The 26,209-nt window shown below is 50.5% G+C and carries 21 protein-coding genes; 11 read left to right on the top strand and 10 right to left on the bottom strand.

From position 1 onward, the window contains the following. Positions 1-6: 6 nt before the first annotated feature. Together IPN95_22645 and IPN95_22640 are read right to left on the bottom strand one after the other, a co-directional pair. The gene (locus IPN95_22645) at positions 7-615 is read right to left on the bottom strand and encodes a PKD domain-containing protein (protein MBK9452166.1); all 609 of its coding nucleotides are present in this window, start codon (positions 613-615) and stop codon (positions 7-9) included. A 486-nt stretch (positions 616-1,101) separates the two neighbouring features. Continuing rightward, positions 1,102-2,637 (bottom strand): CotH kinase family protein, encoded by a 1,536-nt coding sequence (locus tag IPN95_22640; protein MBK9452165.1) that lies wholly within the window; start codon positions 2,635-2,637, stop codon positions 1,102-1,104. Positions 2,638-3,301: 664 nt separating this feature from the next. On the opposite strand from IPN95_22640, the gene IPN95_22635 reads away from it, so the two are divergent. The 4 genes from IPN95_22635 (at position 3,302) to IPN95_22620 (ending at position 10,189) form a co-directional block, all read left to right on the top strand. Then, complete coding sequence (locus tag IPN95_22635) at positions 3,302-5,779, top strand: T9SS type A sorting domain-containing protein (GenBank protein MBK9452164.1); 2,478 nt, start codon at positions 3,302-3,304, stop codon at positions 5,777-5,779. Positions 5,780-5,877: 98 nt separating this feature from the next. Beyond that, positions 5,878-7,017, top strand: a complete 1,140-nt coding sequence (locus tag IPN95_22630; GenBank protein ID MBK9452163.1) for a DUF3298 domain-containing protein — start codon at positions 5,878-5,880, stop codon at positions 7,015-7,017. A 527-nt stretch (positions 7,018-7,544) separates the two neighbouring features. Continuing rightward, a complete protein-coding gene (locus tag IPN95_22625; GenBank protein ID MBK9452162.1) occupies positions 7,545-9,425 on the top strand; it encodes a hypothetical protein in 1,881 nt (626 codons plus the stop codon). Next, the gene (locus tag IPN95_22620) at positions 9,425-10,189 is read left to right on the top strand and encodes a hypothetical protein (protein MBK9452161.1); all 765 of its coding nucleotides are present in this window, start codon (positions 9,425-9,427) and stop codon (positions 10,187-10,189) included. The genes IPN95_22625 and IPN95_22620 overlap by 1 nt, the downstream gene beginning before the upstream one ends. Here IPN95_22620 and IPN95_22615 read toward each other — a convergent pair. The 3 genes from IPN95_22615 to IPN95_22605 all read right to left on the bottom strand — a co-directional run bounded on the left by IPN95_22615 (position 10,155) and on the right by IPN95_22605 (position 12,694). Then, positions 10,155-11,303, bottom strand: coding sequence for a WYL domain-containing protein (locus tag IPN95_22615; GenBank protein ID MBK9452160.1), 1,149 nt, complete (start codon positions 11,301-11,303; stop codon positions 10,155-10,157). The two genes, IPN95_22620 and IPN95_22615, sit on opposite strands and share 35 nt — an antisense overlap. Before the next feature lie 779 nt (positions 11,304-12,082). Beyond that, positions 12,083-12,343 (bottom strand): hypothetical protein, encoded by a 261-nt coding sequence (locus IPN95_22610; GenBank protein MBK9452159.1) that lies wholly within the window; start codon positions 12,341-12,343, stop codon positions 12,083-12,085. 135 nt (positions 12,344-12,478) lie between these two features. Further along, positions 12,479-12,694, bottom strand: a complete 216-nt coding sequence (locus IPN95_22605; protein MBK9452158.1) for a hypothetical protein — start codon at positions 12,692-12,694, stop codon at positions 12,479-12,481. Positions 12,695-13,601: 907 nt separating this feature from the next. Here IPN95_22605 and IPN95_22600 point away from each other — a divergent pair. The 3 genes from IPN95_22600 (at position 13,602) to IPN95_22590 (ending at position 18,130) form a co-directional block, all read left to right on the top strand. After that, positions 13,602-14,474, top strand: a complete 873-nt coding sequence (locus tag IPN95_22600) for an RHS repeat protein (GenBank protein MBK9452157.1) — start codon at positions 13,602-13,604, stop codon at positions 14,472-14,474. Between the two features lie 600 nt (positions 14,475-15,074). Further along, positions 15,075-17,360 carry a histidine kinase gene (locus IPN95_22595; GenBank protein ID MBK9452156.1) on the top strand — a complete coding sequence of 762 codons (2,286 nt, stop codon included), beginning with the start codon at positions 15,075-15,077 and terminating at the stop codon, positions 17,358-17,360. A gap of 14 nt (positions 17,361-17,374) precedes the next feature. Continuing rightward, complete coding sequence (locus tag IPN95_22590; GenBank protein MBK9452155.1) at positions 17,375-18,130, top strand: response regulator transcription factor; 756 nt, start codon at positions 17,375-17,377, stop codon at positions 18,128-18,130. A gap of 57 nt (positions 18,131-18,187) precedes the next feature. Here the strand turns inward: IPN95_22590 and IPN95_22585 are convergent, their stop codons facing one another. Then, positions 18,188-19,141, bottom strand: a complete 954-nt coding sequence (locus IPN95_22585) for a T9SS type A sorting domain-containing protein (protein ID MBK9452154.1) — start codon at positions 19,139-19,141, stop codon at positions 18,188-18,190. A 232-nt stretch (positions 19,142-19,373) separates the two neighbouring features. Between IPN95_22585 and IPN95_22580 the strand changes: the two genes are divergently transcribed. Together IPN95_22580 and IPN95_22575 are read left to right on the top strand one after the other, a co-directional pair. Beyond that, the gene (locus IPN95_22580) at positions 19,374-20,462 is read left to right on the top strand and encodes a hypothetical protein (protein ID MBK9452153.1); all 1,089 of its coding nucleotides are present in this window, start codon (positions 19,374-19,376) and stop codon (positions 20,460-20,462) included. A gap of 2 nt (positions 20,463-20,464) precedes the next feature. Continuing rightward, positions 20,465-20,926 (top strand): hypothetical protein, encoded by a 462-nt coding sequence (locus IPN95_22575; protein ID MBK9452152.1) that lies wholly within the window; start codon positions 20,465-20,467, stop codon positions 20,924-20,926. A gap of 179 nt (positions 20,927-21,105) precedes the next feature. Here IPN95_22575 and IPN95_22570 read toward each other — a convergent pair whose 3' ends face one another. The 4 genes from IPN95_22570 to IPN95_22555 all read right to left on the bottom strand — a co-directional run bounded on the left by IPN95_22570 (position 21,106) and on the right by IPN95_22555 (position 24,424). Next, positions 21,106-22,077 (bottom strand): SRPBCC domain-containing protein, encoded by a 972-nt coding sequence (locus IPN95_22570; GenBank protein ID MBK9452151.1) that lies wholly within the window; start codon positions 22,075-22,077, stop codon positions 21,106-21,108. Between the two features lies 1 nt (position 22,078). Next, complete coding sequence (locus IPN95_22565; protein MBK9452150.1) at positions 22,079-22,606, bottom strand: SRPBCC domain-containing protein; 528 nt, start codon at positions 22,604-22,606, stop codon at positions 22,079-22,081. Continuing rightward, positions 22,593-22,940: a metalloregulator ArsR/SmtB family transcription factor gene (locus IPN95_22560; GenBank protein MBK9452149.1), complete on the bottom strand. Its 348-nt coding sequence runs from the start codon at positions 22,938-22,940 to the stop codon at positions 22,593-22,595. Before IPN95_22560 ends, IPN95_22565 begins: the two co-directional genes overlap by 14 nt. Positions 22,941-23,080: 140 nt before the next feature. Next, positions 23,081-24,424, bottom strand: coding sequence for a cytochrome P450 (locus tag IPN95_22555; protein MBK9452148.1), 1,344 nt, complete (start codon positions 24,422-24,424; stop codon positions 23,081-23,083). A gap of 130 nt (positions 24,425-24,554) precedes the next feature. Between IPN95_22555 and IPN95_22550 the strand changes: the two genes are divergently transcribed. Then, positions 24,555-24,956 (top strand): methylglyoxal synthase, encoded by a 402-nt coding sequence (locus tag IPN95_22550; GenBank protein ID MBK9452147.1) that lies wholly within the window; start codon positions 24,555-24,557, stop codon positions 24,954-24,956. After that, positions 24,953-26,041 (top strand): acyltransferase, encoded by a 1,089-nt coding sequence (locus IPN95_22545; protein ID MBK9452146.1) that lies wholly within the window; start codon positions 24,953-24,955, stop codon positions 26,039-26,041. The genes IPN95_22550 and IPN95_22545 overlap by 4 nt, the downstream gene beginning before the upstream one ends. Positions 26,042-26,209 lie beyond the last annotated feature (168 nt).

The raw sequence follows: 26,209 nt of genomic DNA, 5'->3' as shown, positions 1-26,209 counted from the left end.
GATGGATCATTGTGCTTTGACGATGCGACGGCTCATTTGCTTACCGTTTACCTCAAATACCAGTAAGTAGCTACCTGCAGCCAATCCGCTGCCGATGCGTTGCTGATAACTGCCAGCGGCCAGCGGGCCACTGACCACGGTCTGCATACGTGCACCGAGCAGGTTGTACACCGAAATGCTGATGTCAGCAGCCTCGGTCAGTGCATAATTCACCGCGGTCTGACCTGAAAATGGATTCGGCGCCACTTCGAAGGTCAATCCCGGAATCGCATTTTGCACGCCCACCACCAAGACCGAGTCGCAGCTGTTGCTCGTACAGTTGTTGATGTCGGTAATTCCCAGGCAGATGGTATAGTTGCCATCCGTCGCGTAAGTATGGGTGGGATTCTGAAGCGTGGACGTATTGCCATCGCCAAAGGTCCAACTGTAGGTGAGACCTGTACCCGAGCTCAGATCAGTGAAGGTATAGGTTGTGTTCTGAATCGTATAGGAAAACGACGAACTGGGTGCAGCAGGCTGATTGATGGTAAAGTTCACATAATTTTGGGCCTTCAACCCCGGCGAACTCATCAAACAGCCCAAGCAAAGTGCTAAAACGAAAGTAGAAATCTTCATGCGCTTTCTTTTTGGGTGAATGAACAATTGAAAGGTCAATTTACGATTTTTCAGCCCTGACAAGCCATTGTTGCCCCTTCGAATGAACTTTTAAGCTGACATTCATCCTTGGTTCTTCGCCCAAAGGATGATTTTCGAGTTGATAAGAAATGTTTGGACGTAAGATTTTTTTGTTCTAAAAGCATTCAGAATGGCATTGGAGAATGCTTTTGAGGATCAGTCCGCGTAAGAAGCTCGTAAGAACGCCCTTGCCGACCGCAAAAAGTCGCCTCATCTTTGTTTCAAGCAAGAGCAAGGGTTAGGGGACTCCCACAAGATGGTTGAGGCCCCTAATTTTTTTTTGAGCAGAATTTACAGAATTCTCAGAATCAGCCTTGGAGTTGAATTCTGCATGCTGATTGAATTCGATTCCAAACTAGATTCCGAAAATCGCGTGAATTCTTGCGGACCCCGCAAAAACAGCGCGATCAAGAGATTCTGGAAATTCTACAGTTTTGCAAGCCCAATCGCCCCAAAAACACCTTTGCCTTGAAGAATGGCGCGGTAGCTGCCGGTTGCTAGGCCTCCAAGATCCAATTCAGTTGTGGTTTCGTGGGCTGCCCAAGTCGATTGGTGTACGATGCGCCCTTGCAGGTCGATGATGGTGACCTGGAGGTCGGGTTTTACCGGCGATTTGGAATGGAGATGCAGCATTTGTCCCGGGCCGAAGGGGTTGGGAAAGGCGGTGACCACTTGGGCTATGTCCACGCCATTGGTTGTTTTCACAGCGTCAAGTTGCCCGAGCGTACTGTTGTAGCGGGTACCGAGAAACGGCTTGATCCCGTAGGGCGTATGTCCGTCGACCGTTCCGGTAAATCCCAATTCGAAGTCATTCAAATCATATCCGTAATCCAAGCTGCGAAAGGTGTCTGCCGGAACGAAGGGTAAAATCAATGCTTTCAAGGCGTCGATTTTGGGGAAAATGCTGTCGGGGCGCGTCACAAATCGGGTAATGCTGTCCAGTGCGGCATAATATTGCGCCCGAAAGGCCGGAACTGCCAGCAGTTTTGAAGCCAAGGGTCGCGGTTCGCTATGACTCAGCCAGTCAGCGCAATCGCGCGTCGCCCAGTCGCGATTCACCCAATCCACCCCAAACGTGTTGTCGGCGTCGTAGGTCACGAATTCGAATTGCCCGGAGGACTGTCGGTGATAGAGGTAATAGTTGTTTTTGTTGTAGCCGTAGCTGTCCCAATTGCCCGTCGCCACGTCGATTGCCAAGGCCTTCAGATAGCCCTGCACATTCAAATACTGCGGGATTTCGGCAGCGAATTGCGCATTGGGAATCCGGTTGAGTTGCGTGATCAATTCGACGAGATCGGTGTAGTCATCGAGGGTTTCATTGGTTTGGAGGTCGTAGGCGCGACCCGTGGAACCCGCAATATTTTTGTAGGTCTGCTGATTCCCGTTGATGTAGACCAGATCCGCCGGATAAATGCACTTGTAGAGGTTGCCCGTATTCTCTGCGAATGTCGTGGTCAGCCAGTCCTTGTCCATTTCTTCGAGGTTGGAATACAGACCGTAATAGACCTGGTTGATGTAAACTTGAACGAAGGTTGTGCGGCGTGGAGGCATCCCGCATTGGTTCCAGACATCGTAAAAGAGCTTTTGCCGCACCATCGTCGGATCGTTGTGCGAGGCGATCAGGTTGAGTTTTTTGGTTCCCTGATACCGTCTTCCGGGGAGATATTCGTTAAAGCTCACCTTGAACGACTTTTTGTCTGCGGCTCGGGAGGTGTTGCCGCGTAGGCGCATACCCACCTCTGTCACGGTATCGCGCACGACACCGTCGTCAAACACAAGTTCTGCCGAATAATAATGATCGGAATAGATATTGGTATAGATCGAATCGAGCGAATCCGGATGAATGGTCAAATAGATCGCCGCAACGCGGCTGTCGTCCCAAAGCGCCGTCGAATTTTGGGCCTTAGCCCCAAAATGGACCAAAATGGCGGCTATTGCTAGAATGTAAACGTGTATTCTCATACGTGGTTTTTCCCGAGGGCTTCCTGCAAAGATAGTTACAGCGGTCGGAGGCTGCTTTAAAATCTCGTTTCATTCATTTTTTCATGCCCAAAAAGCACCTGAATGCGTAAGAATTTGGAAGCCTGAATGGATTCAGATGATTGATTTTTCAAGAATATGGGGATGATGGCAAGTAAGAAGCTCGTAAGATCGGCCTTGTGGTGCCGAAATTGTCGCTGCATCTTTACATCAAGCAAGAGCAAGGGTTAGGGGACTCCCACAAGATGGTTGAGGCCCCTAATTTTTTTTTGCCCCTATTCATGCTGTATGCAGTTAGGGAGACTCTCCGCCGCGGCGGATTGAGGCCCCTAATTTTTTTTGAGCAGAATTCTAGATCAGAATTTCCAGAATTCACAGAATTTCCAGAATCCTGTGTTCAGCGCAGCTAATCAGCAGAATCAACTTGGTGTTGAATTCTGGATTTTCACAAATGCTCACGGTACTGTCTCCAACTATTTTTTCCGACAAACTGCATTTTTCCATTTGCTTACAAAGCTATCCCGATGTTCACAACCCTTCTCTCAGCGTTTCGGTTGACCTCCATGGTACAGACCTGCCAACCCGAATGTTTTGATTTTTTGCATGGGCTTGATTAAGTTTCGGGATGAATACGGATTGTGGAAGGATGATTCAGCGCGGTTTGTTGGTTGTTTTCGTTTTGTTGGTGGGGTGCCAAGTGGTCTATTCCCAATGCCCGGACTGCGGCTCCGGCACGGTCGATCCGGGTGAAACGAATGTAAATTGCCCCCAAGACGTGCCCCATGGGGCTACGTGTACCAGTCCTTGTGCGCAGCCGAATGCGTTTGAAGCGACCGCCGGCATCCGCACCGCCTACGATTTTGCTGGAACCACCACTTGGTCCACGAGCGGATTGCCTGCAGGATGGTCCTTTGCGGGCGGACCTTCCGCAACCACGGCCGGCCCGCTTCCTGCCGCAGATGCCTACGGCGCCAAGGCCGGCCTCATTCAGCCCAATTGCAGCGGTTCTTGCACCGCCACCAACGGCTTTTGCATCGGCAATCTTGCGAGTACACAAGCCGTCGGAGGCGGTGGCGCAAGTGGCAAACTCGGCGCCAACTTCGACGGGCGCCCCAATGTCCCCTCCAACCTCAGCTACGCTGTGCTGCGTGGGCAAAACAGCCCTACACTCGTGTCTGAAACCTTCAACATGAGTGCCGTGGAGGCCTTCAAGGTCCAATTCTGGCTCTTTCCTTCCGAGACATCTTGCGGACAAATGAACAGCTGGGGAAGTTGTGTGGGCAACATCGCATTTCTTGACTTCTCGACCAACGGCGGCACGGCTTGGTCACAAGTCTTGCAGATGAATTTGAGCAGCACAAGCTCAGACATGTGTTTCAACAACACATCCAATACCAAATGGCTCACCGAAAGCGCTTGGTCGCGGGTCTGTGTGACCGTCTTCAAAAACACCACCTCGCCAGGCAATTTCTATACCGCCGCGTCGGGCAGCACCGCGGCCTCCGGAATCATGGTCAACAGCGCCTTTTTTACATCCGGCTTCAAATTCCGCATTCGCTACAGCCAAACGGCCTCCTGCACCTCGGGAATTACCACGACCAATCCCGGACGCTATTTGGCCATTGACTACCCCGTCATCACATCCGGCGACGAAGTCATACCCTGTGGCATCAGCTTTGCCAACATGTGTGGCTACGGAGCAGATGCCAATGACGACGGCGTTGGGAGTTCAACACTGACGAGTTTTGCAACGGCTTATGGCACCGTCCGGCGGGGCGTCAATCAAGCCGAACGCGGCGTTGAGATTTTGACTTCGCAGAATGGAACCTATGCCTCCCAAAACCTGAGCGGTTCGACATTTGCCACCAACTTTGACCTCTGCAACGCCGAGGGCGGCGACAAACAATGCATCGACTGGCGCACCAACAACAATTTCTATACGGTTGTCTACGAATGTATTGCAGACTGGGAAGCGACTTCCGGGACGGGCATCAACGTGCAATACTACGAAGGAACCACACCGCAATCTGTAGGTATGACCAAGGTGACGGCCATCGGAAAAACGGCTTTGCTGGGTTGGCGCTATTCTGCGAACCGGTTCGTGAGTTGCGGCAGTTTGACAGATCTCAATCCCGGCTGCAACGGCTATTATTTCCTGAGCGGCAGCCTTCCGACACAATTCGCGCGCGGGTTTTATGCCTTGTCTCATAACAGCACCGGCCAAAGCTGGTCCTACTACGGCGCCTCCTCTTGCAACCACTATTACAATGGACCCTTTTTCGCGCCGATTGCCGTGCCCGATACGCTCACAGGAAGTGGAAACTATACGATTTGCGTCAGCGGAAACCTCCTTTTCACTGGATTAAGCAGGTTTTGTTCCGATGCCTCAGGACTTTCAGGAAGCGGAAGCATCACGGTGACGGGGCCGAATGGATTCAATGAAGTCATCACCTCCGGCGGACAGGGCAGTACGCCGATCATCGATCCGGGAACCTACGTCGTTACGGCCAATACCCCGGCGAGCCCGACGCAATGCCTGAATTGCGCGCGACGGGTTTGCATCACGGTAAGTCCGGCCGACTTGTCGGGCTGCGGCATCGTGGCTTATCCTGGGCTGACTTTCTGGACAAATCTTGCGGATGCGAATGGCGTTGATGTCCAATGGAACATGCAACGGGACGGCGACGCGGAGGCCTACACGGTCGAAAGGAAATTTCCCGGCGGAGACTGGACGCCGCTGACCGAGGTCGCGCACATTCAAGGCCAACAAAATTACGGCTTCACCGACCGCAGCCATTGGGGCGGCGTGCGGACTTACCGTTTGAAGCTTCAAAAACCCGACGGTGAAATGGCCTATTCGGATGCGGTGGAGGTGAATTTGCCTGCAAAACGGTGGGTGCAGGTCGCGCCCAATCCGGCGAATGAGCGCGTGCAAGTGCGCGTGAGCTTGGACGTGCAAGGCTTTGCCGTGGACCTGTACGACTTGGCCGGCCGCGCCTTGCGGCATTGGAACGTGGCAGGCGTCTCCGCCGAATTGAGCCTTGGCGGCCTGGCCAAAGGCATTTATCTCATGCGGGTGCAGGTCGCAGGCGAGGTAGAGGTGTTGCGGTTGAGTGTGGAGTAGGTGTTTGAAATCCGGCTTTTGTCTTTCCCCGCGATAATTCCGAATTTGCATGAATTCCAGCTTTTTGGGATTTGGCATTGACTTGATTTGAACTTCGAATGAAACACCTCCGGTTCCTCCCTTTCATTTTTTGCTTGGTTTTGGCAGCCTGCAGTGGCAAAGACGCCGGCACGACTGCTGCCGAGGGCACTGCACAGTCGGTCGCCGAAGTCCAATTTGACTTGGAAAAGGCCTTTTACAAAAAAATGAAAGGCACGATCGGGGATAACATCGCCATCACGATGGACCTGATCAAGGACGATACCGCCTTCGCCGGGAACTATTACTACGACAAGGTCGGCCTTCCCCTTTCGGTCGACGGCAAACTCACTGGCGAAAAGGCTGTCGAATTGCGCGAAATGAACGAGAAGTACGAGGAAACAGGCTCTTTTTCGGGAAAATTCACTGCGGCAGATGTCTTCGAAGGCACATGGACCAATCCGAAAAAGACCAAATCCCTGCCTTTCAAGCTGACCGAGACGAAAGAAGGCGTCGCCGGGATTACATTCGAAGACCACCGTCAGGAAAATTGCCGCAACCGGGACAACAACCTGAAAAAGAACAAGCCGGAGGAGGAACTTTGGCTCACCGACACGATGTGCTCCTACATCGACTTGCGCCTGATCAAGGTTGCGACGGGCGATGCCGCTGTGAGCCAATCGATCAACGAAGCCATTGTCGATGAAGTCGCGGTCGGCGAAAAGGACTACGAAAACATCAAAGCCTACATGAATTCCATCAACGATGTCGCCGAGGACGAATACCTCTCGCTCGAGCAATACTGCGGTGTCGTCACCAACGACCGCAACGTGCTCTGCATCAGCGTCGGCGCCTTCGAATTTGCGGGCGGCGCCCATCCCAACAGCTGGGTCGGCTATTTGAATTTTGACATCCGCACCGGCAAAGTGCTGAAATTGGCCGACTTGTTGGTGCCTGGCGGCAAAGCCAAATTGGACCGCATCGGCGAACGCCTTTTCCTGAAAGACAACAGTGAAGCCGATGGCGAAGAACTCATGTGGGACTTCGAACCTGGCAATTTCAAGCTGAATGAAAACTTCGCCATCTCCACGGGAGGCCTGTTGTTCACGTTCAATCCCTACGAAATCGGCCCCTACGTGATGGGCGCGCCGCAGGTATTCATACCCTACAAGGAAATGAAGGACCTGATCAACAAAAACGGGCTGTTGGCGCAGTTCTGATCAGCTGAAACAGCCTTTTGGGTTCAGATTTTGGAAATTTCCATGATGATTGGATGGCTTTTGACGTAAGATTTTTTCGATGCTAATCGATTTAGAATGCAGTTGGAAAGCGAAAACACCATTCGATCCAAGTAAGAAGCCCGTAAGATCGGCCTTGTGCATCCCTGAATGTTGCCCCATCTTTGTTTCAAGCAAGAGCAAGGGTTAGGGCTGTTCTCCAATAGGATTGAGCGCCCTAATTTTTTTTGAGCAGAATTTGCAGAATCAGGGTTGGCTTTGAATTCTCGCGCTTCCCGAAAATTCACCACATCAAGTGTTTCCGCTAATTCTGAGAACCGTAAGTTCAACGAAGCTCATTCTGCTCCTTGCAGCACCATGCAAGTGAAATTCTCGCGCTTCCCGAAAATTCACCACATCAAGTGTTTCCGCTAATTCTGAGAACCGCAAGTTCAGCGAAGCTAATTCCGCTTCCATTTTTGATGATTTGTCTGTATTTTGTTGCCCAATTGCCTTAATCGTCAGTCAACATGAAAGTCAACGCCCCGGAAAATTCGGTATCGAAGGTCAATTCTGGCTTGGAAATGGGAGGGAAAAACTCCACCACTTCCATGGCTCCACCAGCATTCGGACTTACGGCCAGCCCTGCCAATGTGTCCCAAACGGCACAATTGCAGGAAAATGACCAGGATACGGAGCCGGGCGAACCGGTCGCGGATTCCCTGAACTACTACGTCGACAATGCGGATGCGACCATTCGCAACAACAGCAATCCGGCGACCTTCACCTCGGGAAAAATACCCGCAGGAACCAAAGTCAAGCGTCTGCGGACCTTCAACAATGGCACCGTTGCGCAGGTAGAGGCACTGTCGGGCGCCAATGTTGGCACCAAATACTGGACAACCTTTACCAACGTCACCGCCTCCGAAGCAGTCAGCGACAGCGGAAACCGTTATGTTTCCTATGCAGATACCTGGTTGTATGACGGGCCGTTTGGGAAGGTCTTGACGACCACCACCGGCAGCCAAACAACCAATCAAAGCCTTGCTGCGAGCAATGCAACGGCCTATACGATTACCGAACGCTGCGGTGGCTTTGCAAAAGTGAGTCAGGGCGGCGCAGAAATGGGCTGGATTCAGGAGGGTGCCCTGATGAATCAGACCACCCGCGATCGCGCGCAATACATGGCGGACCTCAAAGTGTGGCTCAATGCCCGCTACGCCGAGGTCAACGCGCTTGCCGGGGATGCAAAAAAAGACCGCATCAAAGGAATTTTGTCCTTGATGGAATCGGTTTGTCATCAATTGGAGGGCGGAACGTTCCCTGAAATCGCCGGATTGAGTACCTCGCCAGCCTACGAAGCGCATACCTACACGTCATTTATGCCGCCGGAGTTGACGTTGACGGTTCGGCAATTTATCGTGGCGCTTGAGGCCGGCGAACCCGTAGAAGGTGCAACGCCCGCGGCGGGGGATGAGATCGACTGGAATGCAAGATTGGGCGTGTCGCAGTACCGCACACAAAGCGACAATTTGGCGCCACCCGAGGTGACCTGCGGGCCGACGTCCTTCACGATGGGTGCAGAAAGACTGGGCTACAGCCGCGCCGATATGATCCAAGCGATCGACGACAAACTGCGCGAAACCATGGCTGCCGAAGCCACACAGGCCGAAGTCGAGACAAAATTTGAAGAGAAGGCCGAAGAATTTCTGGAGTCATTTGCAACTGCATCCAACGGATATCAGAAACTGCGTGGCAACAATGAGAGCTTGGGTGGCCACGAAGACGACCTCGCAGCGGGATTCCGCGAATGGGGTCAATATGAGGATTTGACCTATTTTTTTGCATGGCTCAACAACATTGACCGTGGCAATGTGGCAAGTGGCTCCTCCCAAACAGTGTTGGATTCGCTGCACGATGCCCATACCGGTGTCGACAACGCAGCAGGATCAAATTCATCGATTGTGAGTTTTGGCACGGGTGAAAAACTGACACTTGCGCATCGTCAAAGGATTCAGGATACACTCGCCGCAGGCGGTGCCGTGGTTTTGAGCCTCTACCACAAAGGAAATCAGGACGGTACGCACATTACCACCGTGCGGGAAGTGACTTCCGAAGGTCTTGCCATGGACGATCCTTATGGGCAGGTCAATCCCGCTTACCGCCATGGTGTCGCCGGCGATGCCTTCAAGGATGTCGGCGGATCGGGTGGTCGCGGGGATTATGACTGGCGAAATGAACCTGATTACGATGCTTCGGATCCCGATTATGCCGACCGCGACTTTACGCGCGAGGCTGCTGAGGAATTGGAAGCGGATGAAAGCCGAGGTCAAAACGAGGTGCTCACCTGGGCCCAAATGGAAAACAGTACCCATTTGCTCAACTATCTCAGGTTTTATACCCGCAGATGATGCTGCGAATGCGAGGCAAAAATTGGCGCGATTGCCTGTCCTTTCTTGGATATGCTTGCCTGCTGATGCTGGTTTTGGGGATGGAAACAGGTTGCAAGACCCGGGCAAATCGACCGCTGATGGGATCCGATGAATTGCGTGATTTTTTCAGGCATTTGCCGGATTCGATGCGGGAAAACCCATTCGGAGAAAGGCAAGGAATGGAGCTAAGTCAGGCCGAATTGGACGAATTGGTAGCGAAGGGTTCACTGGAAACCGCGCAAGGCTATACTTGGCGTCTGGACTTTGCCGACAGTGCCCAAACGCACCTCAAAATCAGCCGATCGGGACCCGAAGAGGCACTTCGCTACGAATTGCTCACGCTGCCGGGTCCAAGGCCCACAAAATGGGTGCTTGTGTTGCAAGGCTTGGAAGATCACTGCTGCAGCCATGGACGTTGGGCGTTGTACCTTGGGAAAAAGGGTGAATGGTACGACCAAACCGCCATTCGGATGCCGCATTTGGGGTGGGAGAACTTTTTTACGCCTGCACAACTAGGCGCGTCGCCTCCGCCCAGGCCGCGAGAGAATCGTTATCCCTTTTCGATGAAGCTCACCACGGAACCACGCGGGATCGAAATCCAGCTGGTAGCCGATTATTTGGAACTGAACTATCCCGAAAATCAGGTGAAAAGCATGTTGGCCAATTTCCCGACAGCACCCCTGCAGTTCGTGTGGTGGAGGGAGCATTTCATTGGGCAGAATGAGCAGAATTCTCAGAATTAATAGAATCGGGGTTGGTGTTGAATTCTCGGTTTGGCTTTGAATTCAACGTCCCGAGTTTTTCTGGAAATTCCGTTCTGAAATTCTGGGAATTCTGCTCCTCGGGGGAATATTTCCGGTGCATCTCGGCGATACGGTGGGCGATCCGATTGCGTAGGGTTTGCGGGGCAAGTACCTCGATCGTTTCTCCGAAGCCGATGATTTCGCGTTCAAGTTCGTAGTTGGGACGAACCGTAATTTCAACGAGAATGGAGCCGTCTTCGTGGCGATCGGTGATGCTTTGGCTGGAATGGATCGGCTTTGTCTCCACATAAGGAGCGTTGCGACGGTCCACGCGCAACAGCACTTTTACCGGACGGTCGCCTGTGTTTTTGGTCACGCCGATGATGTCACTGAAATAGGCTTCGCCATCGAAGCCCGGAAAAAACCGAAATGTTGTTTCCGGGGAAGGCTGCATGGCGAGGATGCGGTCCAATGCCAGTGTCGTGAGAAACTTTTCACTGCCTTTCAATCCGAGTAAAAACCATCGGTTCCGGTATTCTTTCAGCAGGCAAGGATGGAACAAAAACCGGTTCGCGGCTGCTGCCTTGAAACTCTGATAGTCCAATTGCACGACTTGATGCTGTTGGACCGCCTTGTACAACAGGTCCAAATACTCCAAGCCACGGAGGTCGTCATTCTTTTCGAAATGGATGGCGGAGGCAGAATGGGAACGTTCCCGCTGAATCTTGTCTTCGAATCGTTTGACAATTCCGCCGATTTCCGCAAAGTGTGTGAAGCCTTTGAATTGCGCGAGAATGCGCACCACCTCCTCCAAAGTGTCGAGGTCCTGATGGGTCAACGGAATCTGGGTGATGGAATAGCCCGGTTCCGCATAGGAATAGTACTTTTTGTCGGTCACGATGATCGGTGCATTGTAGCCGAGTTTGTCACTGCGCATGGCTTGGATATCCAATTGTACGCTGCGTTTGCTGATGCCCTTGGCAATTCCTTCATATTCGTACAGCGCCTCCGAGCAGGCAGCAATCAGATCCTCCAACGTCCATTTTCGAAACCTGTTTTGCAAGCAACGGTCAATCGTGCGGTAGCGAATCAAGGCATTCCGGTTGATGGGCATGAAATTTATCGTATTGAAAAACAGCTGATTAAGAAATTATTTGACAAAGCTGCAAAATTATTTTCTACTGCGCAAATACGTTGCGCAGTATGGATTTTGCTTTGCATCGTGTTCAGCATTACGCTTTGCACGGGTTCAACTTTTAGCAAAAGTTTATGAAATTCAATCGCAAATTCAGTCTTCAAGCATAAAATTTCATACTGCATCCGGTGCCGTAGCTGTTTCTTACTTCGTTCCAAGAAAAAAAGGAAACAGTGGCCATTGCCCGGGTTGCATTTTAAAACTTATTGGAAAGCAACAGCGTGCCGTAGGGCAGACATACTTCGTCGCCTGATCGGGGAGGTGGTGAGGCCAAGGCCTTATCCCGGGTTCGAATCCCGGCATTGACATGCCCCATTGTTTGCCCGCTTTTTGCCGCTTGTTTTCCGATTTCTTGAGCCTCTTTAGCATAAAAGGCAGTGCGGTGGTAAAATTGGGACCACGTCATGTCGGGAAGATGCCGTCCAACCTTTGCGGATGGATGGATAGAGTTTACAGTGCACCGAACCACGCAATCGCGTCAGTAGGGAAGCGTATTTACAGCCTGACTACCCGGGAAACCGGGCGTCCCGGTTCGAATCCGGGAAGAGGAACCATTTTGAGTTTGTGTGCGAGCGCGCGTCGGAAGGGCAATCGATTTGCAGCAGCTTGTTTCCGACGCATCCTGGAGATTTTACCAAACAAAAAGCACACGTGCGGCGTCGGAGCCTACGTGTGCTTATGAGGTTCTATAATTGGGCCTAGCTAATCGACACCGCTCCGCCGCCCTCTGTCGATGGCGCGCTGACACCGTGTTCATGTGGCGTGGCAGGCATTTCTTCGGTGGGAATGACATCAAATTCGCTGCCATCCTTTACGACCTCTTCATCGCGCTTGTCAGGTCCCTTTTGTTCCTTCACCGCCGGCTTTGCGGGTGGCGTAAAAACTGGTTCCTTGGTAACCTTTTCGGTCGCAGGGGTTTTTGTGGATGGCGTTTTCTTTCCTTTGGTGGGCTTTTTCATATTCAATTCACGTTATATTCTTGTGATGACAGGATGTCGAAAGCTGTTGTAAATGCAGCAAACTTGCCTTGTAATTCGGCTCGAATAAGTTGCATCAAGCACTTATGTTGAGCAACGGGTCCGGCAAACCGTGGCTCAGGTGACCGGCTTTGTCAAATCTTCGCCGGGGATCAAGTCGCCCAAGATCGCGTGAAGCGCTTCGTCGGTGAGCCTCACCTTGGCCGCTACACGTTTGAGCGTCGCAGCCTCGTTTCCAGGCTCACATTTCAGGTCCTCATCTGTGATGCTCGGGTAGAGCTCCTTGATCATGTCCATTTGCTGGACCCAGTTTCTTTTTTTCGAAGTTTCCATCATCCCTTTGTTGAATTCGCATTTTAACCTTGCAATACTCCGCAGGACTGCAACGCCTTGCCTTACACCTTGCTGTCTGTTGTTTGTATATTTTGCGGTATTGAGTCAAACTCAAGTTGGTGGGCTCCTTGGCCTGCGAAGGACGAAGGGAGGTTCATTTCGGAAAAATGGGCCACGTCACAAATGAAAATCAGGCTTTTTTGCGTATGATTTCTCTCTTTTGACGTAAGAAAATTCCAAGGCAAAACGATTTAGAATTCATTTGGGAACAGAAAAATGCATTCAAGCCACGTAAGAAGCCCGTAAGATCGGCCTTGTGCAGCGTGAAATGTTAACCCATTTTTGTTTCAAGCAAGAGCAAGGGTTAGGGCTGTTCTCCGATAGGATTGAGCGCCCTAATTTTTTTTTGAGCAGAATTAGCTTCGCTGAACTTGCGTTTCTCAGAATTGGCAGAATCAGTATTGGTGCTGAATTTCCAGAATTGAAGTCCATGTTTCATCGCATCGCAATGCCTCAGGAGTTTTGATTCCGCAGGTTCAGAGAAAGGCAATTCATGTAAGGCATTTAGCTGTCCTAAAATGGAATCGGAAAATACACGTATCTATATAAGGAGAATGCTATTGTTTGCCTGTCGAATGGAGGTCATAAGTTTACTGTCGGCGTATGTGAATGGCTGCGGTATGCGGTTCGCGGGGCAAGAAATGTGGATCTTCAGACATTTTTGAAAGTGCTTCCCAATTCACTGTGCTGCAAAACCCATTCGTAAATCGACATTGGCTTTACCTCAACGCCAAGGAGATCGAAGTACTGTCGTTTCTTCGCTGAGATTTTTTGCTTATAGCTAATTGGGTCGTAGCTTGGAATGTTTGTCTTTATGATTATTTTTAGCATTGGAAAAGTGAAAAAAATGAAGCGATTTGTATTGTTTGCAATAATGCTGGCATTGGTATTTTTGGGGTGTTCCTCTAAAAAAGGCCCCGATAATGACTTAGTAAGCATAGCTCCTCATGGTAAGGTAAAGTCCATTCGAGAAATGAGTTTTAGTGCTATCGATAACTTTGGCAAAATAACTCCTGGTGAAAGGCGTTGGGAAAATCCGTATGAATCCACCGATCATTATGATGAATTTAATCCTGAAGGCAAAATGATTGAATCTAGCAGTTACGGTTCTGATGGTAATCTTGTGACAAAGGGCAAGATGGAGTACGATTCTTTAGGAAATCAAGTTGAAACGATTTGGTATGATTCAAATGGAAAGCAATTATTGAAGACGACGACTAAATTTGACACAAATGGAAATGGTATCGAAAGCATCCAATATCTTACGGATGGAACTCGGCCACTAAAAACCACTCGTAAGTTCAATGAAAGTGGAAATCTAGTTGAGATTTTAAATTACGATGGGAATGGAAATATTTTCGGTAAAATTGTTAATAATTTTGACGAAAGTGGAAATGTGATTGAGTCCACAATTTTTAACTCGATTGGTGCTCGAGAGAGTAAGTATAATTACAAATATGATAATGTCGGAAATAAAATCGAAGCCAATATAACAGTTGAAAAATTCGCCTTCGTTGCTGAAGAAAGTGGCAAATATACTTACGAATATGACAACGGCAATATGGTTTCTGAATGTGATTATGGCCCTAACGGAATATTAGAATTGAAAAGGACCTTCAAATATGAATTTGATGAAAAGGGAAATTGGATAAGAAAGACGATCTTTATAAATCAAATTCCAAGTTTTATTGTGGAGCGAGAATTGGAATATTATGAATAAATGAATTGTCATGATTATGAATTACTTCTGCCCGGTGGGTAGGGGAGCTCTTTAGAGTTTTGGCCTTGGCACCCTCATATTGTCAAGAGCTTCGTTAGCAAGTCCAGATTTTTTTTACAATTCCCATGCAAGCCTGTAAAGCGGAACTCCAGCCAAAGCAAGAATCTTAAAAGCCACGTAAGAAGCCCGTAAGATTGGCCTTGTGCATCCCTGAATGTTGCCCCATCTTTGTTTCAAGCAAGAGCAAGGGTTAGGGCTGTTCTCCGATAGGATTGAGCGCCCTAATTTTTTTTGAGCAGAATTAGCTTCGCTGAACTTGCGTTTCTCAGAATTGGCAGAATCAATGTTGGTGCTGAATTCACACGAGACCAACAAATTCAACATCATCCCGCTTTCTGGAAATTAGCTTCGCTGATCTAAAGATTCTGAAAATTCTGCTCCTCCCCGGACAAACTGCCCCCAAGCCCTCATTCAAAGCTACCAATCCCTAATTCAATTCCCGGTAATGCCATTTTCAGAATCCTTGAATGCGTAACTTCCTGTCCAAATCATTGCCGCATGTTTCAACGGTTCAGAAATTTTGCTAGTCTAGTGCTGCTGATGAGCTTCAATGTTTGGGGGATATCCCAAAGTGCGGTTGATCTGCGCGCGGATTCGCTGCGGAACCTGGCGATGCATGCCTCCTCCCCTGCCGAATCCAGTGACCGGTGGCTGGAACTCTCCAAACATTACCGTAAAAGCAACTTGGACTCCTCGCAAACAGCACTGACACAGGCAATGCGTGCGGCAAAGCTCTCTGGAGACAAGGACAGGCAACAACGCTGCAACATGTCGCAAGGTGCATTGAAGTGGATGCTGGGTGACTTGGAAGCTGCCGAGCAGCGCTATTTGGAGGCGATCAGATATTGGAGTGGCAAAAATGATACAATAGAAGTCACGCGTTGCCTTTTGAATCTTGGGTCTGTCTGCCAAGTTGGATTCAAGAACAAAGAGGCCGCAAAATACCTCAAGAAGTCCTTGCTCCTTGCCCAGCGGGCGGGCCAACAACTGATTGCTGCACAGGCGGCGGGAAGCGTTGCGATGGTCTTCTTTCAAATGGGCGAACCTGATAGCGTTGGAAAATATTCAGAAATCGCAAACCAAGGTTTCATCGCGCTGCATGACAGTGCAAATCTCGCCAGAGTGCATGCCAATCTTGGCTTCTTTTACCGCGATCTCGGGCTAAGTTACGAGGCGCGACAGCCTTATCTCCAAGCACTTGAATACCTGAAAGGTTCGGACGAAATAGGATTGAAAGGCGAAATTCATGATGGCATCGGCATTCTGGAAAATAAACTGGGCAATTTTCAGGAAGCCATCGATCACTACCTCATTGCAGGCGAATGCTTCCAACAATTGAAATGGCACAAAAAAATTGCCAACATCAACAATACTATCGGACTGGCATTCAAGACATTGGGGCGCAAGTCTACCGCTCAAGCGTATTTTGCCGAAGCATATCGCTTGGCAGACAGTATCGAAAATTACCCGGTTGCGGCGGGAGCCCTATCCAACCTTGCAAGTTTGGATCGCGAGGCGGGCAATTTTCTGCTCGCAGCAGCAAAATACAAGCAAGCGATTCGCCTGGAGTTGAAGGCCGCTTCTCCCGGGGATTTGTACAGCAACTATCTGGGGTTGGGGCTTTGCAATCAAGCAATGGGTCAGGTTGACTCGGCAAATCACTATTTGGAACTTGCCTTTTCGGCGGCACGCCGCAGCAAAAATGAATTACAAATCGCGGACTGCCATTTTCAGAAGGCGAAACAAATGCTTGCACTCCGTCAACATACCAACGCCTTGGCGGCATTGGATTCTGCTGGTCATTGGTACGCACAAATTCGCAATGCCGGCGGCATGCGGGAGACGTATGCACTGCGCAGCCAATGCCATGAAGCCCTGGGTGATTATCTATCCGCGCTGACGGACCAAAGAACAGCGAGCAGATGGCAAGACAGCATGCTTGTAATTTCCGCCAACTCCCAGTTGTTGGCCTTGGAGGCAAAATTCTGGTCAGAAAAGAAGCAACATGCCTTGGAAATTGCGCGACAGAATGAAGCATTGCAGGCCAAAGAGGCGGAACGCGCGCAGGAAGCAGGTGCCAAACTTGCTGCGCAACGCAACTTACTCGTAACGGCATTGGTACTTACCTTGGGATTTGGCATCGGCATTTATTGGATCAATCTCAAACGGCGCAGGACGCAACTGCATCGCAAATTGGCCGAGATGCGCATGACAGCTTTGCGTGCGCAGATGAACCCGCATTTTATTTTCAATGCGCTCGGATCCGTTCAATTATTGATCAATACAAGTGCCATCCGCGAAGCCAATCTCTACCTTTCAAAGTTTGCCCAGCTACTTCGAATTACCCTGGAAAGATCTGGCGCAGAAGACTCGACGTTGCAAGACGAAATTGATGCCCTCAAGTTGTACATCGATCTTGAGGCCCTGCGGTTCAAGTTTCGTTATGAAATTGAGCTGGATCCACAAATCGAAGCGGACGATATAGCATTCCCGACGCTCTTGCTGCAGCCAATCGTGGAAAACGCTGTCAAGCACGGACTTGCACCCAAGCAAACGGAGGGTTTATTGCATTTGCAATTCCGCAAGGTTGGCGATGAGCTTCTTTGCACCATACAAGACAATGGCGTTGGCAGGTTGGGTGCAAAAAAGCGCAATCTCCACCCCGACGATGGCCACAAAAGCATGGGCAATCAAATCACGCAGGAGCGGTTGCTCCTGCTCCAGCCTGTAAGGTCGGATCGGTTCAAAATTCTGGACCTCTCCGATGCCGATGGGAATGCGACGGGAACCCTCGTCGAAATTAGAATTCCAATCCAATTCATGTAATCCCAATTGCCAATATGGAAAAGGTACGTTGTGTCGTGATCGAAGATGAGCCTGACAACCGTCAAAACTTGCGCCTATTGATCGCCAACTATTGCCCGCAATTGGAAATTGTGGCCGAAGCCGAAAGTGTTGCGGAGGGATTGCGAATCGTGCGACAAACCAGGCCGGAATTGATCTTTTTGGATGTCGAACTTCAGGATGGCACAGGCTTTGACCTGCTTGCCGGCCTGCAAGGTTTGGATGTAAACATCATATTTGTAACGGCTTATACGCACTACGCGATCAAAGCGATCAAATTCAATGCGGTAGACTATATCATGAAACCGATCGACATCGGGGAGTTGTGTCAGGCGGTAGACAAGGCAAGCCGCAAAACCGAAGCCAAGGACAATCTGTTGAAGATTCGCAACCTCATTTCCAATTTGGGCACGCCGGAAAATGGAAATAAACGGATTGCATTGGCAAGTGTCGATGCACTCAAAATGGTCGAAGTGAAAAACATCCTGCGCCTCGAAGGAGAGAACAACTACACCCGTTTTTATTTCAAATCCGATCCTCCGACTTTGGTCAGTAGAACCATCAAGGAGTATGAAGCAATGCTGCAGGATTACGATTTTTTCCGTGTGCATCAGTCCCACCTTGTGAATATGGCCTATGTGGCTTCATACGTAAAAGGCGAAGGTGGCTACGTCGTAATGACCGATGGCGCACAAGTTGCTGTTTCGCGGCATCGGAAAGCTGAATTATTGGAACGGCTTTCCGGGTCATAAACACGGCCACCCCGGATTACCCGAGATGGCCGCATTTCACATTGCCATCTGAAATATTTAGCGCACCGCAATTTTTGTTGAATGCGTGAAATCCCCCGTGTTTACTTCAAGGATGTAAAGCCCGGACGACAGCTCCGAGAGATCCATTGGCACAATGGATATTCCCGCTTCAAGGCGATGGCCTGTCAATGGCAACGCAACAATTGCACCTTGCAAATTGCGCACAGTGACCGAAAGGATCGCTGCCGACGGCGATGACCATTGCATTTGCAAAGGCGCATCCTGCGTCAATGGATTGGGAAACAATTGGATTTCATAACCCTTCGACGACACCACGTTGGATTCCATTTTGGTGGCAGCGATACTCAGGATTTCGCCAGCGACCAATTGACGCTGCTGTGTACCGATCTGGAAGACGGGACTCCTGTTTTGGCTGTCATATTGATAGGTTCCTGTGCGTGTGCGTACGGTGACGATGCTACGCACGAGCTCGTTGAGAGGGTTGTTGAGCCAATTGGGATCATTGGGTTGCAGGACTTCGAAGTGGGCTTTACGGAGCCCTGTGGCACCTCCTTGCCGTGCTTGTCCCAAGATTTGGCCTGCAGTGACAGTGGTTCCATCATAGATGCCATACGCGGCATAGGATGCTGTGTCCATGTAGCTATAAATTGTGAAGATATTATTGCCATGCTCCACAATCATGGATTTGGGACCTGGACAATCTTCGTCGGGATGAGGAAAGGAATCATTGCAAAAACCCATGATACTCAGCTCGGGCAACAAATGCACAAGTCCCGAAGCAGCGGCGGCGATTTGCAATCCGCCACCACCGGGCACTTCGGAAAGCATGATTTGTCTGCGAAGCGGAAAATGGGTTTGCGCATCCATATCTACGCGAAATGTGGTGCCGCTTGCTACAGGAAGTTGCCAAACAGGCATGCCGGATTGGGCAATGCCGGGGGTGTTTACCAATAGCATTAAGAGGGCGAGGGTGATCAAAATCTTTTTCATGCGAAATAATTTAGTGGTGAATTGAAACATTGCCCCAAAGCTGCAATGCGAACCCACGGTTTGCATCTACCGATTAGGATTCTGCGGTTTTGATCAAGGGCTTGGCGGTTTTGAGTTCAGAACTTGACAAAAGCGACAACAATGGTCCGATTGAAATTTTGGATTCTCCAACCTTTTTCCGACCTTCACGTATTGGTTTGTGTACAATTTACACAAAGATCGCTTTAGGCACATGGAAATCCTCAAAACCCTGCGCAATTTGCGCCTCAGCCCCGAAACGGATGCACAATTGGACCAACTGCGCCAAGAAAAATGGGCGCGCTATACCCCGCCTGATCCTATTCAGGTTTTCGTCCAAGGCAAGGCATTCGATTTCCGGCCCGGACTCACACTTACGCCCTTTGCGAATGCTGTTCCTTGCACGGCACATTGCCGATTTTGCTCCGAGGAATTGCAGCGAAAATCGGATCACCGCCTCACAGCGCATGCCTACATCCGCGACTATGACCGGTATTTTGAAGGATTGAAGCAGGCGCTGTTGAGCGTCAGAAGCCTGCCGATTGGCCTCAGCCTGTCGGGTTTGGAAGCAACGGCTGAACCGCGTTGGCTTTTGCGGCTCTTGGATCTATTCGAAGAAATCCGTCCAGAATTCCAATTTGATGAAAAAGTGCTTTACACCAACGGATCAGGTCTTCTGAAGCATCCGCAATTGGTGCCTGCATTGGAAAAGGCTGCTTTTGACCGCATCGAATTGTCACGATGCCACCCCGACCAAGCCACCAATCAGCGCATCATGTACATCAACCGCAACGAGCCGGTGTGGGAAAATGCCCACTACGAAGACCTCATTCGGAGTCTACAAGGGCGGTTGTTTGTGAAGAATTCCTGCATCCTCACGCAAGCTGGGGTCCAATCCTTGGCAGATATGGAGGCGTATCTCGATTGGGCGTCGGAACTTGGCGTCAAAGAGGTAGTCTTTCGCGAACTCAGCCGCTTGGATGACACCTACCTTCCCAATGCGACCGCGAAATGGGTGGAGCAAAATCGCGTGCCGATCGAGCCACTCTTGCGGGCGCTTGCGCCTACCCGCTCGGGCGTACGCGCGGGATGGCAATACCAAAGCAGTACGGTCGGCTACTACTATTACAATGAGCACTTCCTGTACCGCGGCAAAACAGAAGTAATCCTCGAAACGAGCAGTTATCCTGCATTGCAAGCAGCAAATGCCCAAGCGATTGCCCAAAAGCTCGTTTTCCACAGCAATGGCAACCTTTGCGCAGATTGGGATCCGGATGCATTTGTGATCGCCAAATTCTTTTGAACATGGAAGAATACCTCCCCATATTACGGTCCCTGCACGCACTCGGTGTAAAATTAGCGGTCATCGGAACTTGGGCATTGAAGGCCTACTTCCCGGAAAAGATGCGGGATTATGTATTGCAGGATTGTGATCTTGTGCTTGCGCCAGAAGAAGCCAATATTCGTCTGGCGATTGCAATCCTGAATCAAAAAAGTTGGACAACCACTGTTTGGGAGGAACATGTCGATGCCGGGACACCTTCGCCGGAATTTGTGGGCAAATATTATGTCCGGGCCAAACAAGCAAACTTGGTGCTCGATCTGACCTACGAATGCAAGCTGGATTGGCAACAGATGGAAGCAGGCATCCAATGGAAATTGGGACTGCCCTTGGCTTCCTTGGACAATATTGTGCAACTCAAACGTGCCAAGGGACTTGCTTCGGATTTTGCCCTTTTAGAAATGTTGGATGACAAGGCTGAATAACAAGGTATTCAACCCATTTTCAACGGGCACCTGAAGCAACTGCTTTGTGGCCATATCAAACCGCACCAATTCCATGCCTTTGCCCATAGAACAAAGAGAATCAGAAATTAGCTGCAATGGTTCTTAGATGCTGCTTTCAAGGCCAATGGGTACTTTTCAGGAACACCATTGGCCTTGGTTCACAGATTGCTGAGGTAAGCATCCCACCGGCTCAAAGTCTGGTCTCCGCCTTCGAAAACGCTAAACTTAAACATGCCATCTCTGAGTTCACCGGAAGCGAGGGTCACCCGCAATTTGACAGCTGTTTTATTGTCTCCCGCATCGGAAAAGGTGATTTCTCCGTGAAATGCATTCGGATCATCTGGCATCGCGCCGTGCGTATAAGCAATCCGCGTGAGCGGCTCGACAACGTCAAAGCGCATCCAATTGGGGTAGTCCGTGCCGTCGGGCCCGTGCATCGTATAAATCCATTCGCCGCCTGCCTTCAGTTCATGGTGCGTAATGGTATTGCGGAATCCATTGGGTCCCCACCATTTTTCCAAGTGTTTCGGATCGCTCCAAACCTTCCAAACCAATTCAAGTGGCGCATTGAGTGTGCGCAGATGAATGAATTCCCGCTCCGTGGCCAATGTTGCGAGCAAGCTTTCCATTTTGGCAAAACTTTGCCCCCATCCGATGACCGAACCCAATTGCAGGAACGCATCGCGGTCGACATTGTTGTCAAAGGACTGCGTGACCGTCAGTTTGGTTTTTCCATTTTCAGCTTCGAATCGTATTGTGGTCACAAGATTGGCGGGCTTTGCATCGGGTGCCACGCCGCGTGCTGCATTCACGATTTGGTGCCAAGCTTGGGTGTGATCGTCCGTGAACATGCGCAATACAATCTTCTCATTCGGCACAATCTCCAAAAATTCGCCGCGGAATGGATTGGCCTCACCCTCAGGACTTGTCATGACGACCAGGAATTTACCGCCGACTTTCAGGTCAATCTCGCATTGCGGATTGGTAAATGTATGCGGTCCCCACCACCGGGAGAATTGTTCGGCATCGGTCCATGCTTTGTACACCATTGCGACGGGTGCATCCAACATGCGTGTGAGTGTGAAAGCCTGCTCTTGGACATCCAAGGTGATGGCATTTTGATTTCCCATATTATGCCTTGTTTTGAAGGGTCTCCAAATAGGCTGCAAAGTTGTCATACATGCCGTTATTGCCTTGGGTCATTCCGCCGAATGCACTTTCAAACAGCGTATGTTCCTCTTCGTTGGCATTGAGCGGCGTATTGATGCTAACGATACGCGTTTTTCCAGCCTCTTCGGTGAAGGTCATCTCCGCCAAAACCTCCAACGGCCAATTGGCGGCCAAGGGATGCCGCGTGGGATTGCCATCTGCATCTGTGAAAGAGGTCACGAAAGACAATTTTTCGGGTGCGATGATTTCGCGATAGACCAACTTCCCAAAGGATTCACCACCGTCGGGTGTTTTCATTCCGTATCGAAAACTGCCTCCCGGACGCATATCAAAGTGGTAAACGTTGATCGGCATGTCTTTGGGGCCCCACCAATGTTGGAGATGCTCCGGTTGTGTATAGGCCGCAAATACCAGTTCACGGGGTGCGTTCAGTACGCGTTCGAAGACGAATTGCTGCCTTGCAGTTTCGCCGCTTTCATTTTGATTCATGTCCTTCTTCTGATTTTTTGAGTTCCTGTATTTCTTGGAGATAAGCCTCCAGAGCGTCCATTTTTTGTTCCCAGAATTGCTTGTATTGGGCCACCCAGTCATTGACTTCGCTGAGTTTTTCCAGTTGTGCCTCGCAAAAGTGTTCGCGGCCTTTGATTTTGATCTTGACCAAACCGCATTCCGTGAGAATCTTGATGTGTTTGGAAATCGCCGGTCGACTCACGTCAAATTGGTCAGCAACGGCATTCAGATTCAAAGGCTGTCGCGAAACCAAACGAATGATCTCTCGGCGCGTCGGATCGGCAATTGCCTGGAAGACATCTCTTCTGACCATCTGGATTTCTTAATTCGTAACTGAATGGTTACAAATATGAAAAGAAACCGAATGGTTACGCAATTGGGGATGGAGATATTTTCTACCTCCTTGGTAGCGAGGAGAATAAATTTTGGCGCTAAAAATGAATTCGAAGAATCTCAGACGAAAAACGGCACATCTCCCTTGATGCGCAACGTAACCATTGGGTTCATTTCCCAGGTTTGTTTGCCGGCGCGCGGGTCGAATTTTTGCAGGATCAAGGCCAGTAAAATGGTCATTTCCATCAAGGCGAAGCTGTTTCCGATGCACATCCTCGGTCCGCCGCCAAATGGGAAATAGGCATACTTGTGTTGCTCGGGATTGACGCGTTCGGGCAGGAACCGGTCAGGGTCAAACTTGTCGGGATTTTCCCAGAAGTCAGGATGACGGTGAATGAGGTAGGTCGATACAATGACATTGTAGCCCTTGGGAACGGCAAATCCGTGGATGACATCGTCTTCCAAAGCCTTGCGTCCGACAATCCAAGCGGGTGGATAAAGCCGGAGTCCCTCGTCAATCACGCGGCGGATGTAGGAGAGTTTACCCAGATCCTCCATTTGCATACGGCCTTGTCCCAACACGTTGGTCGCTTCCTTTTTGGCCCGCGCCAAGGCCTCTGGATTTTGAGACAGCAGGATCAACATCCATGTGAGCGATGTGGCAGAAGTTTCATGTCCAGCAAGAAACAGCGTCAAAATTTCGTCGCGCAATTGCAAGTCGGTCATACCTTCCCCGCCTTCCTCATCGGTGGCACTCATGAGCATCGCGAGCAAATCGTCGTGCTCACCGGGATGTTGGCGTCGGTCGGCGATGATTTTGTAAATGATGTCGTCGAGCGTCTTGCGGTCACGCTTGAATTGCAGGTTACGCGCCGTCGGCACCCAAGGCGGTGGCATCAGCGGATTGTTGATGCGGGCCGAAATGTAGCCATTGAGCAGGGCGATGCTTTTGCCGATCGCTTCCATCGACGTGTCCACATGCGTCCCGAACAGTGTTTTTGCCACGATGTTCACCGTGACAGCTGTCATTTCGGTGTTCAATTCCAAGGACTTGCCGCTGCCTTTGTAGCTTTCCCACCGTGCGACCATCTTCTCGCTTTCCTCAAGCATGGCGGTGAACATCCCTTCGATGCGCTTTTTGTGGAACGCCGGCTGTGCCAACCGTCGTTGCTTGCGCCAAAATTCGCCGTCGGAGCCGATCAAACCTTCGCCCAGGACGAGCTTCAGGATTTCGTAGTCAAAGCTTTTGTAGTAGTTTTTGTGGTTGTCGAGCAGCAGGTGCTTGGCGACATCGGGATGCGCGGCAAAAACGACCTTGTGCATCAAGGTATCGGCTTGGAACATGTCGCCAAACTTCGGCCGCTGGGCGATGATGTAATTCAACGGATTGGCGACCAAGGCGCGCATGTCGCCGATGAGCCAATGGCCCTTGCTTTTGGGGATCGGTGTGGCAATACTTTCCATTCGCTGCAATTTAAGGGTTGGCGACGCTGAATTCAAATCTGCATTCGACTGGCAATTTGGCAACAAAAATTTCAGTTTCCCTTCGCAAGACATAGATAACTCCGGACCCCGATTGCATTAACTTCGCAGCATGGAACCTCAGGAAAAAGTCCCTTTCACGATCGCGATCATTGCCCACGACGGCAAAAAAGCCGAAATGGTAGCCTTCATCCGCGACCACGCCGAATTGCTGCACCGCAACCACATCTTCCTGGTTGCAACGGGAACAACCGGCATGCACGTCGAGCGGGCGGGTTTTGTCGTGGAAAAATTGGCAAGTGGCCCCTTTGGTGGCGACGCCCAAATTGCCAGTCGCATCGTCGAAGGGCGTATCCAAATGGTGATTTTCTTCCGGGACCCCCTCGGCAAACACCCGCACGAGGTGGACGTGAACATGCTCATGCGCATCTGCGACGTACATGATGTCCCGCTCGCGACCAATCCCGCCACGGCAGCTTGTTTGTTCAAAAGCTTAGCCTCGAAGGAGGATTGAAAACTGCTCCTTCCAATAGGATATTCGGGCTTGACCTCTTGCGCGCGCTGGCAATTTTGAGCGTGGTGATTGGTCATGGCCTTCCCATTCTCGGCGCCGCCAACACCGAATTTCCTTGGATCCCCACCGGCGACGGCGTGGACATGTTTTTTGTGCTTTCCGGCTATTTGATCGGCGGAATTCTGATTTCCGAATTTGTTGTTCCGGGAAAAATCGGCTTCAAGGAATTGGGGCATTTCCTCAAGCGCCGCTGGTTTCGCACCCTTCCCAATTATTACCTCATCCTCGGTCTCAACGTGTTGTTTGCCTATTACGGTTGGAACATGGGCAAACTGGAATTTTTCTCTTGGAAATTCCTGCCCTTTCTTCAAAACCTGGCTTGGCCCTTCGAAGGGTTTTTCTGGGAATCGTGGAGCTTGGCGGTCGAGGAATGGTTTTATTTGAGTTTTCCGGTGGTGGTGCTGTTGCTATCCCTGTTGACGCGAGATGCGGAAAAGCGCAAATGGCTGTTTATGGGCGCTGTGATGCTGTTTTTGCTGCTGCCGATCTTCCTGCGGATGCTGCATTTCACCGAAACCATGGACCGCTACCGTTGGGATACCGGCGTACGCAAGGTGGTGATTCATCGACTGGACAGCATCGCTTACGGCTTGGCCGTGGTCTGTTTGGCCCGATTTGCGCCCGCTTTCTGGCGGAAGGCACGCTGGCCACTGTTTGTCGCTGGATTTGCTTTGTTCATTTTCTTGGTGAATTACCATCAGCCCGTGACGAGCCATTATGCCCAAATTTGGGTTTTCAGCTTGAATTCGGTGGCGTATGCTTTGTGGTTGCCGCTTCTGGCTCAAATTCGGTCAGCACCCGCGTGGTTGGCGCGGCCCATTCGACACATCAGCCTCATTTCCTACAGCATGTACCTCGTCCATTTGGGACTGGTTTCCGAGGTATTTCAAAAATGGGCCTTGCCGACGACCGCAAGCTCGGCTTGGTGGACTTACCTCGCCTATTTTAGTATTGTGATCGCCGTTTCGACCGTTTTATACTACCTCTGGGAGCGCCCGACGATGAACTTGCGGGATAAATTCTAGTTGGACTTGAAAAGGCTGGTGCATTCCTCAGCCCACATTGTTGTTCTGGGATCGGCTATTCACGGAAGGTGCGGTTTTTCAGCACACATAGCGGTTTAGGCATGAAGTGCTGTTGGAAAAACTGCAAGATGGGCGACAAAAGCACAAAATCAGCTTGCCTAAATCATT

The organism is Bacteroidota bacterium (genome assembly GCA_016718825.1).
Taxonomy (GTDB): Bacteria; Bacteroidota; Bacteroidia; order J057; family JADKCL01; genus JADKCL01.
The sequence above is the reverse complement of the archived record's forward strand: the minus strand, read 5'-3'. Positions and strand labels throughout refer to the sequence as shown.

Excerpts from the sequence above, each read along its gene's own strand:
- IPN95_22645 (MBK9452166.1), bottom strand. The coding sequence starts at position 615 with ATGAAGATTTCTACTTTCGTTTTAGCACTTTGCTTGGGCTGTTTGATG.
- IPN95_22640 (MBK9452165.1), bottom strand. The coding sequence starts at position 2,637 with ATGAGAATACACGTTTACATTCTAGCAATAGCCGCCATTTTGGTCCAT.
- IPN95_22635 (MBK9452164.1), top strand. The coding sequence starts at position 3,302 with ATGATTCAGCGCGGTTTGTTGGTTGTTTTCGTTTTGTTGGTGGGGTGC.
- IPN95_22630 (MBK9452163.1), top strand. The coding sequence starts at position 5,878 with ATGAAACACCTCCGGTTCCTCCCTTTCATTTTTTGCTTGGTTTTGGCA.
- IPN95_22625 (MBK9452162.1), top strand. The coding sequence starts at position 7,545 with ATGAAAGTCAACGCCCCGGAAAATTCGGTATCGAAGGTCAATTCTGGC.
- IPN95_22620 (MBK9452161.1), top strand. The coding sequence starts at position 9,425 with ATGCTGCGAATGCGAGGCAAAAATTGGCGCGATTGCCTGTCCTTTCTT.
- IPN95_22615 (MBK9452160.1), bottom strand. The coding sequence starts at position 11,303 with ATGCCCATCAACCGGAATGCCTTGATTCGCTACCGCACGATTGACCGT.
- IPN95_22610 (MBK9452159.1), bottom strand. The coding sequence starts at position 12,343 with ATGAAAAAGCCCACCAAAGGAAAGAAAACGCCATCCACAAAAACCCCT.
- IPN95_22605 (MBK9452158.1), bottom strand. The coding sequence starts at position 12,694 with ATGGAAACTTCGAAAAAAAGAAACTGGGTCCAGCAAATGGACATGATC.
- IPN95_22600 (MBK9452157.1), top strand. The coding sequence starts at position 13,602 with ATGAAGCGATTTGTATTGTTTGCAATAATGCTGGCATTGGTATTTTTG.
- IPN95_22595 (MBK9452156.1), top strand. The coding sequence starts at position 15,075 with ATGAGCTTCAATGTTTGGGGGATATCCCAAAGTGCGGTTGATCTGCGC.
- IPN95_22590 (MBK9452155.1), top strand. The coding sequence starts at position 17,375 with ATGGAAAAGGTACGTTGTGTCGTGATCGAAGATGAGCCTGACAACCGT.
- IPN95_22585 (MBK9452154.1), bottom strand. The coding sequence starts at position 19,141 with ATGAAAAAGATTTTGATCACCCTCGCCCTCTTAATGCTATTGGTAAAC.
- IPN95_22580 (MBK9452153.1), top strand. The coding sequence starts at position 19,374 with ATGGAAATCCTCAAAACCCTGCGCAATTTGCGCCTCAGCCCCGAAACG.
- IPN95_22575 (MBK9452152.1), top strand. The coding sequence starts at position 20,465 with ATGGAAGAATACCTCCCCATATTACGGTCCCTGCACGCACTCGGTGTA.
- IPN95_22570 (MBK9452151.1), bottom strand. The coding sequence starts at position 22,077 with ATGGGAAATCAAAATGCCATCACCTTGGATGTCCAAGAGCAGGCTTTC.
- IPN95_22565 (MBK9452150.1), bottom strand. The coding sequence starts at position 22,606 with ATGAATCAAAATGAAAGCGGCGAAACTGCAAGGCAGCAATTCGTCTTC.
- IPN95_22560 (MBK9452149.1), bottom strand. The coding sequence starts at position 22,940 with ATGGTCAGAAGAGATGTCTTCCAGGCAATTGCCGATCCGACGCGCCGA.
- IPN95_22555 (MBK9452148.1), bottom strand. The coding sequence starts at position 24,424 with ATGGAAAGTATTGCCACACCGATCCCCAAAAGCAAGGGCCATTGGCTC.
- IPN95_22550 (MBK9452147.1), top strand. The coding sequence starts at position 24,555 with ATGGAACCTCAGGAAAAAGTCCCTTTCACGATCGCGATCATTGCCCAC.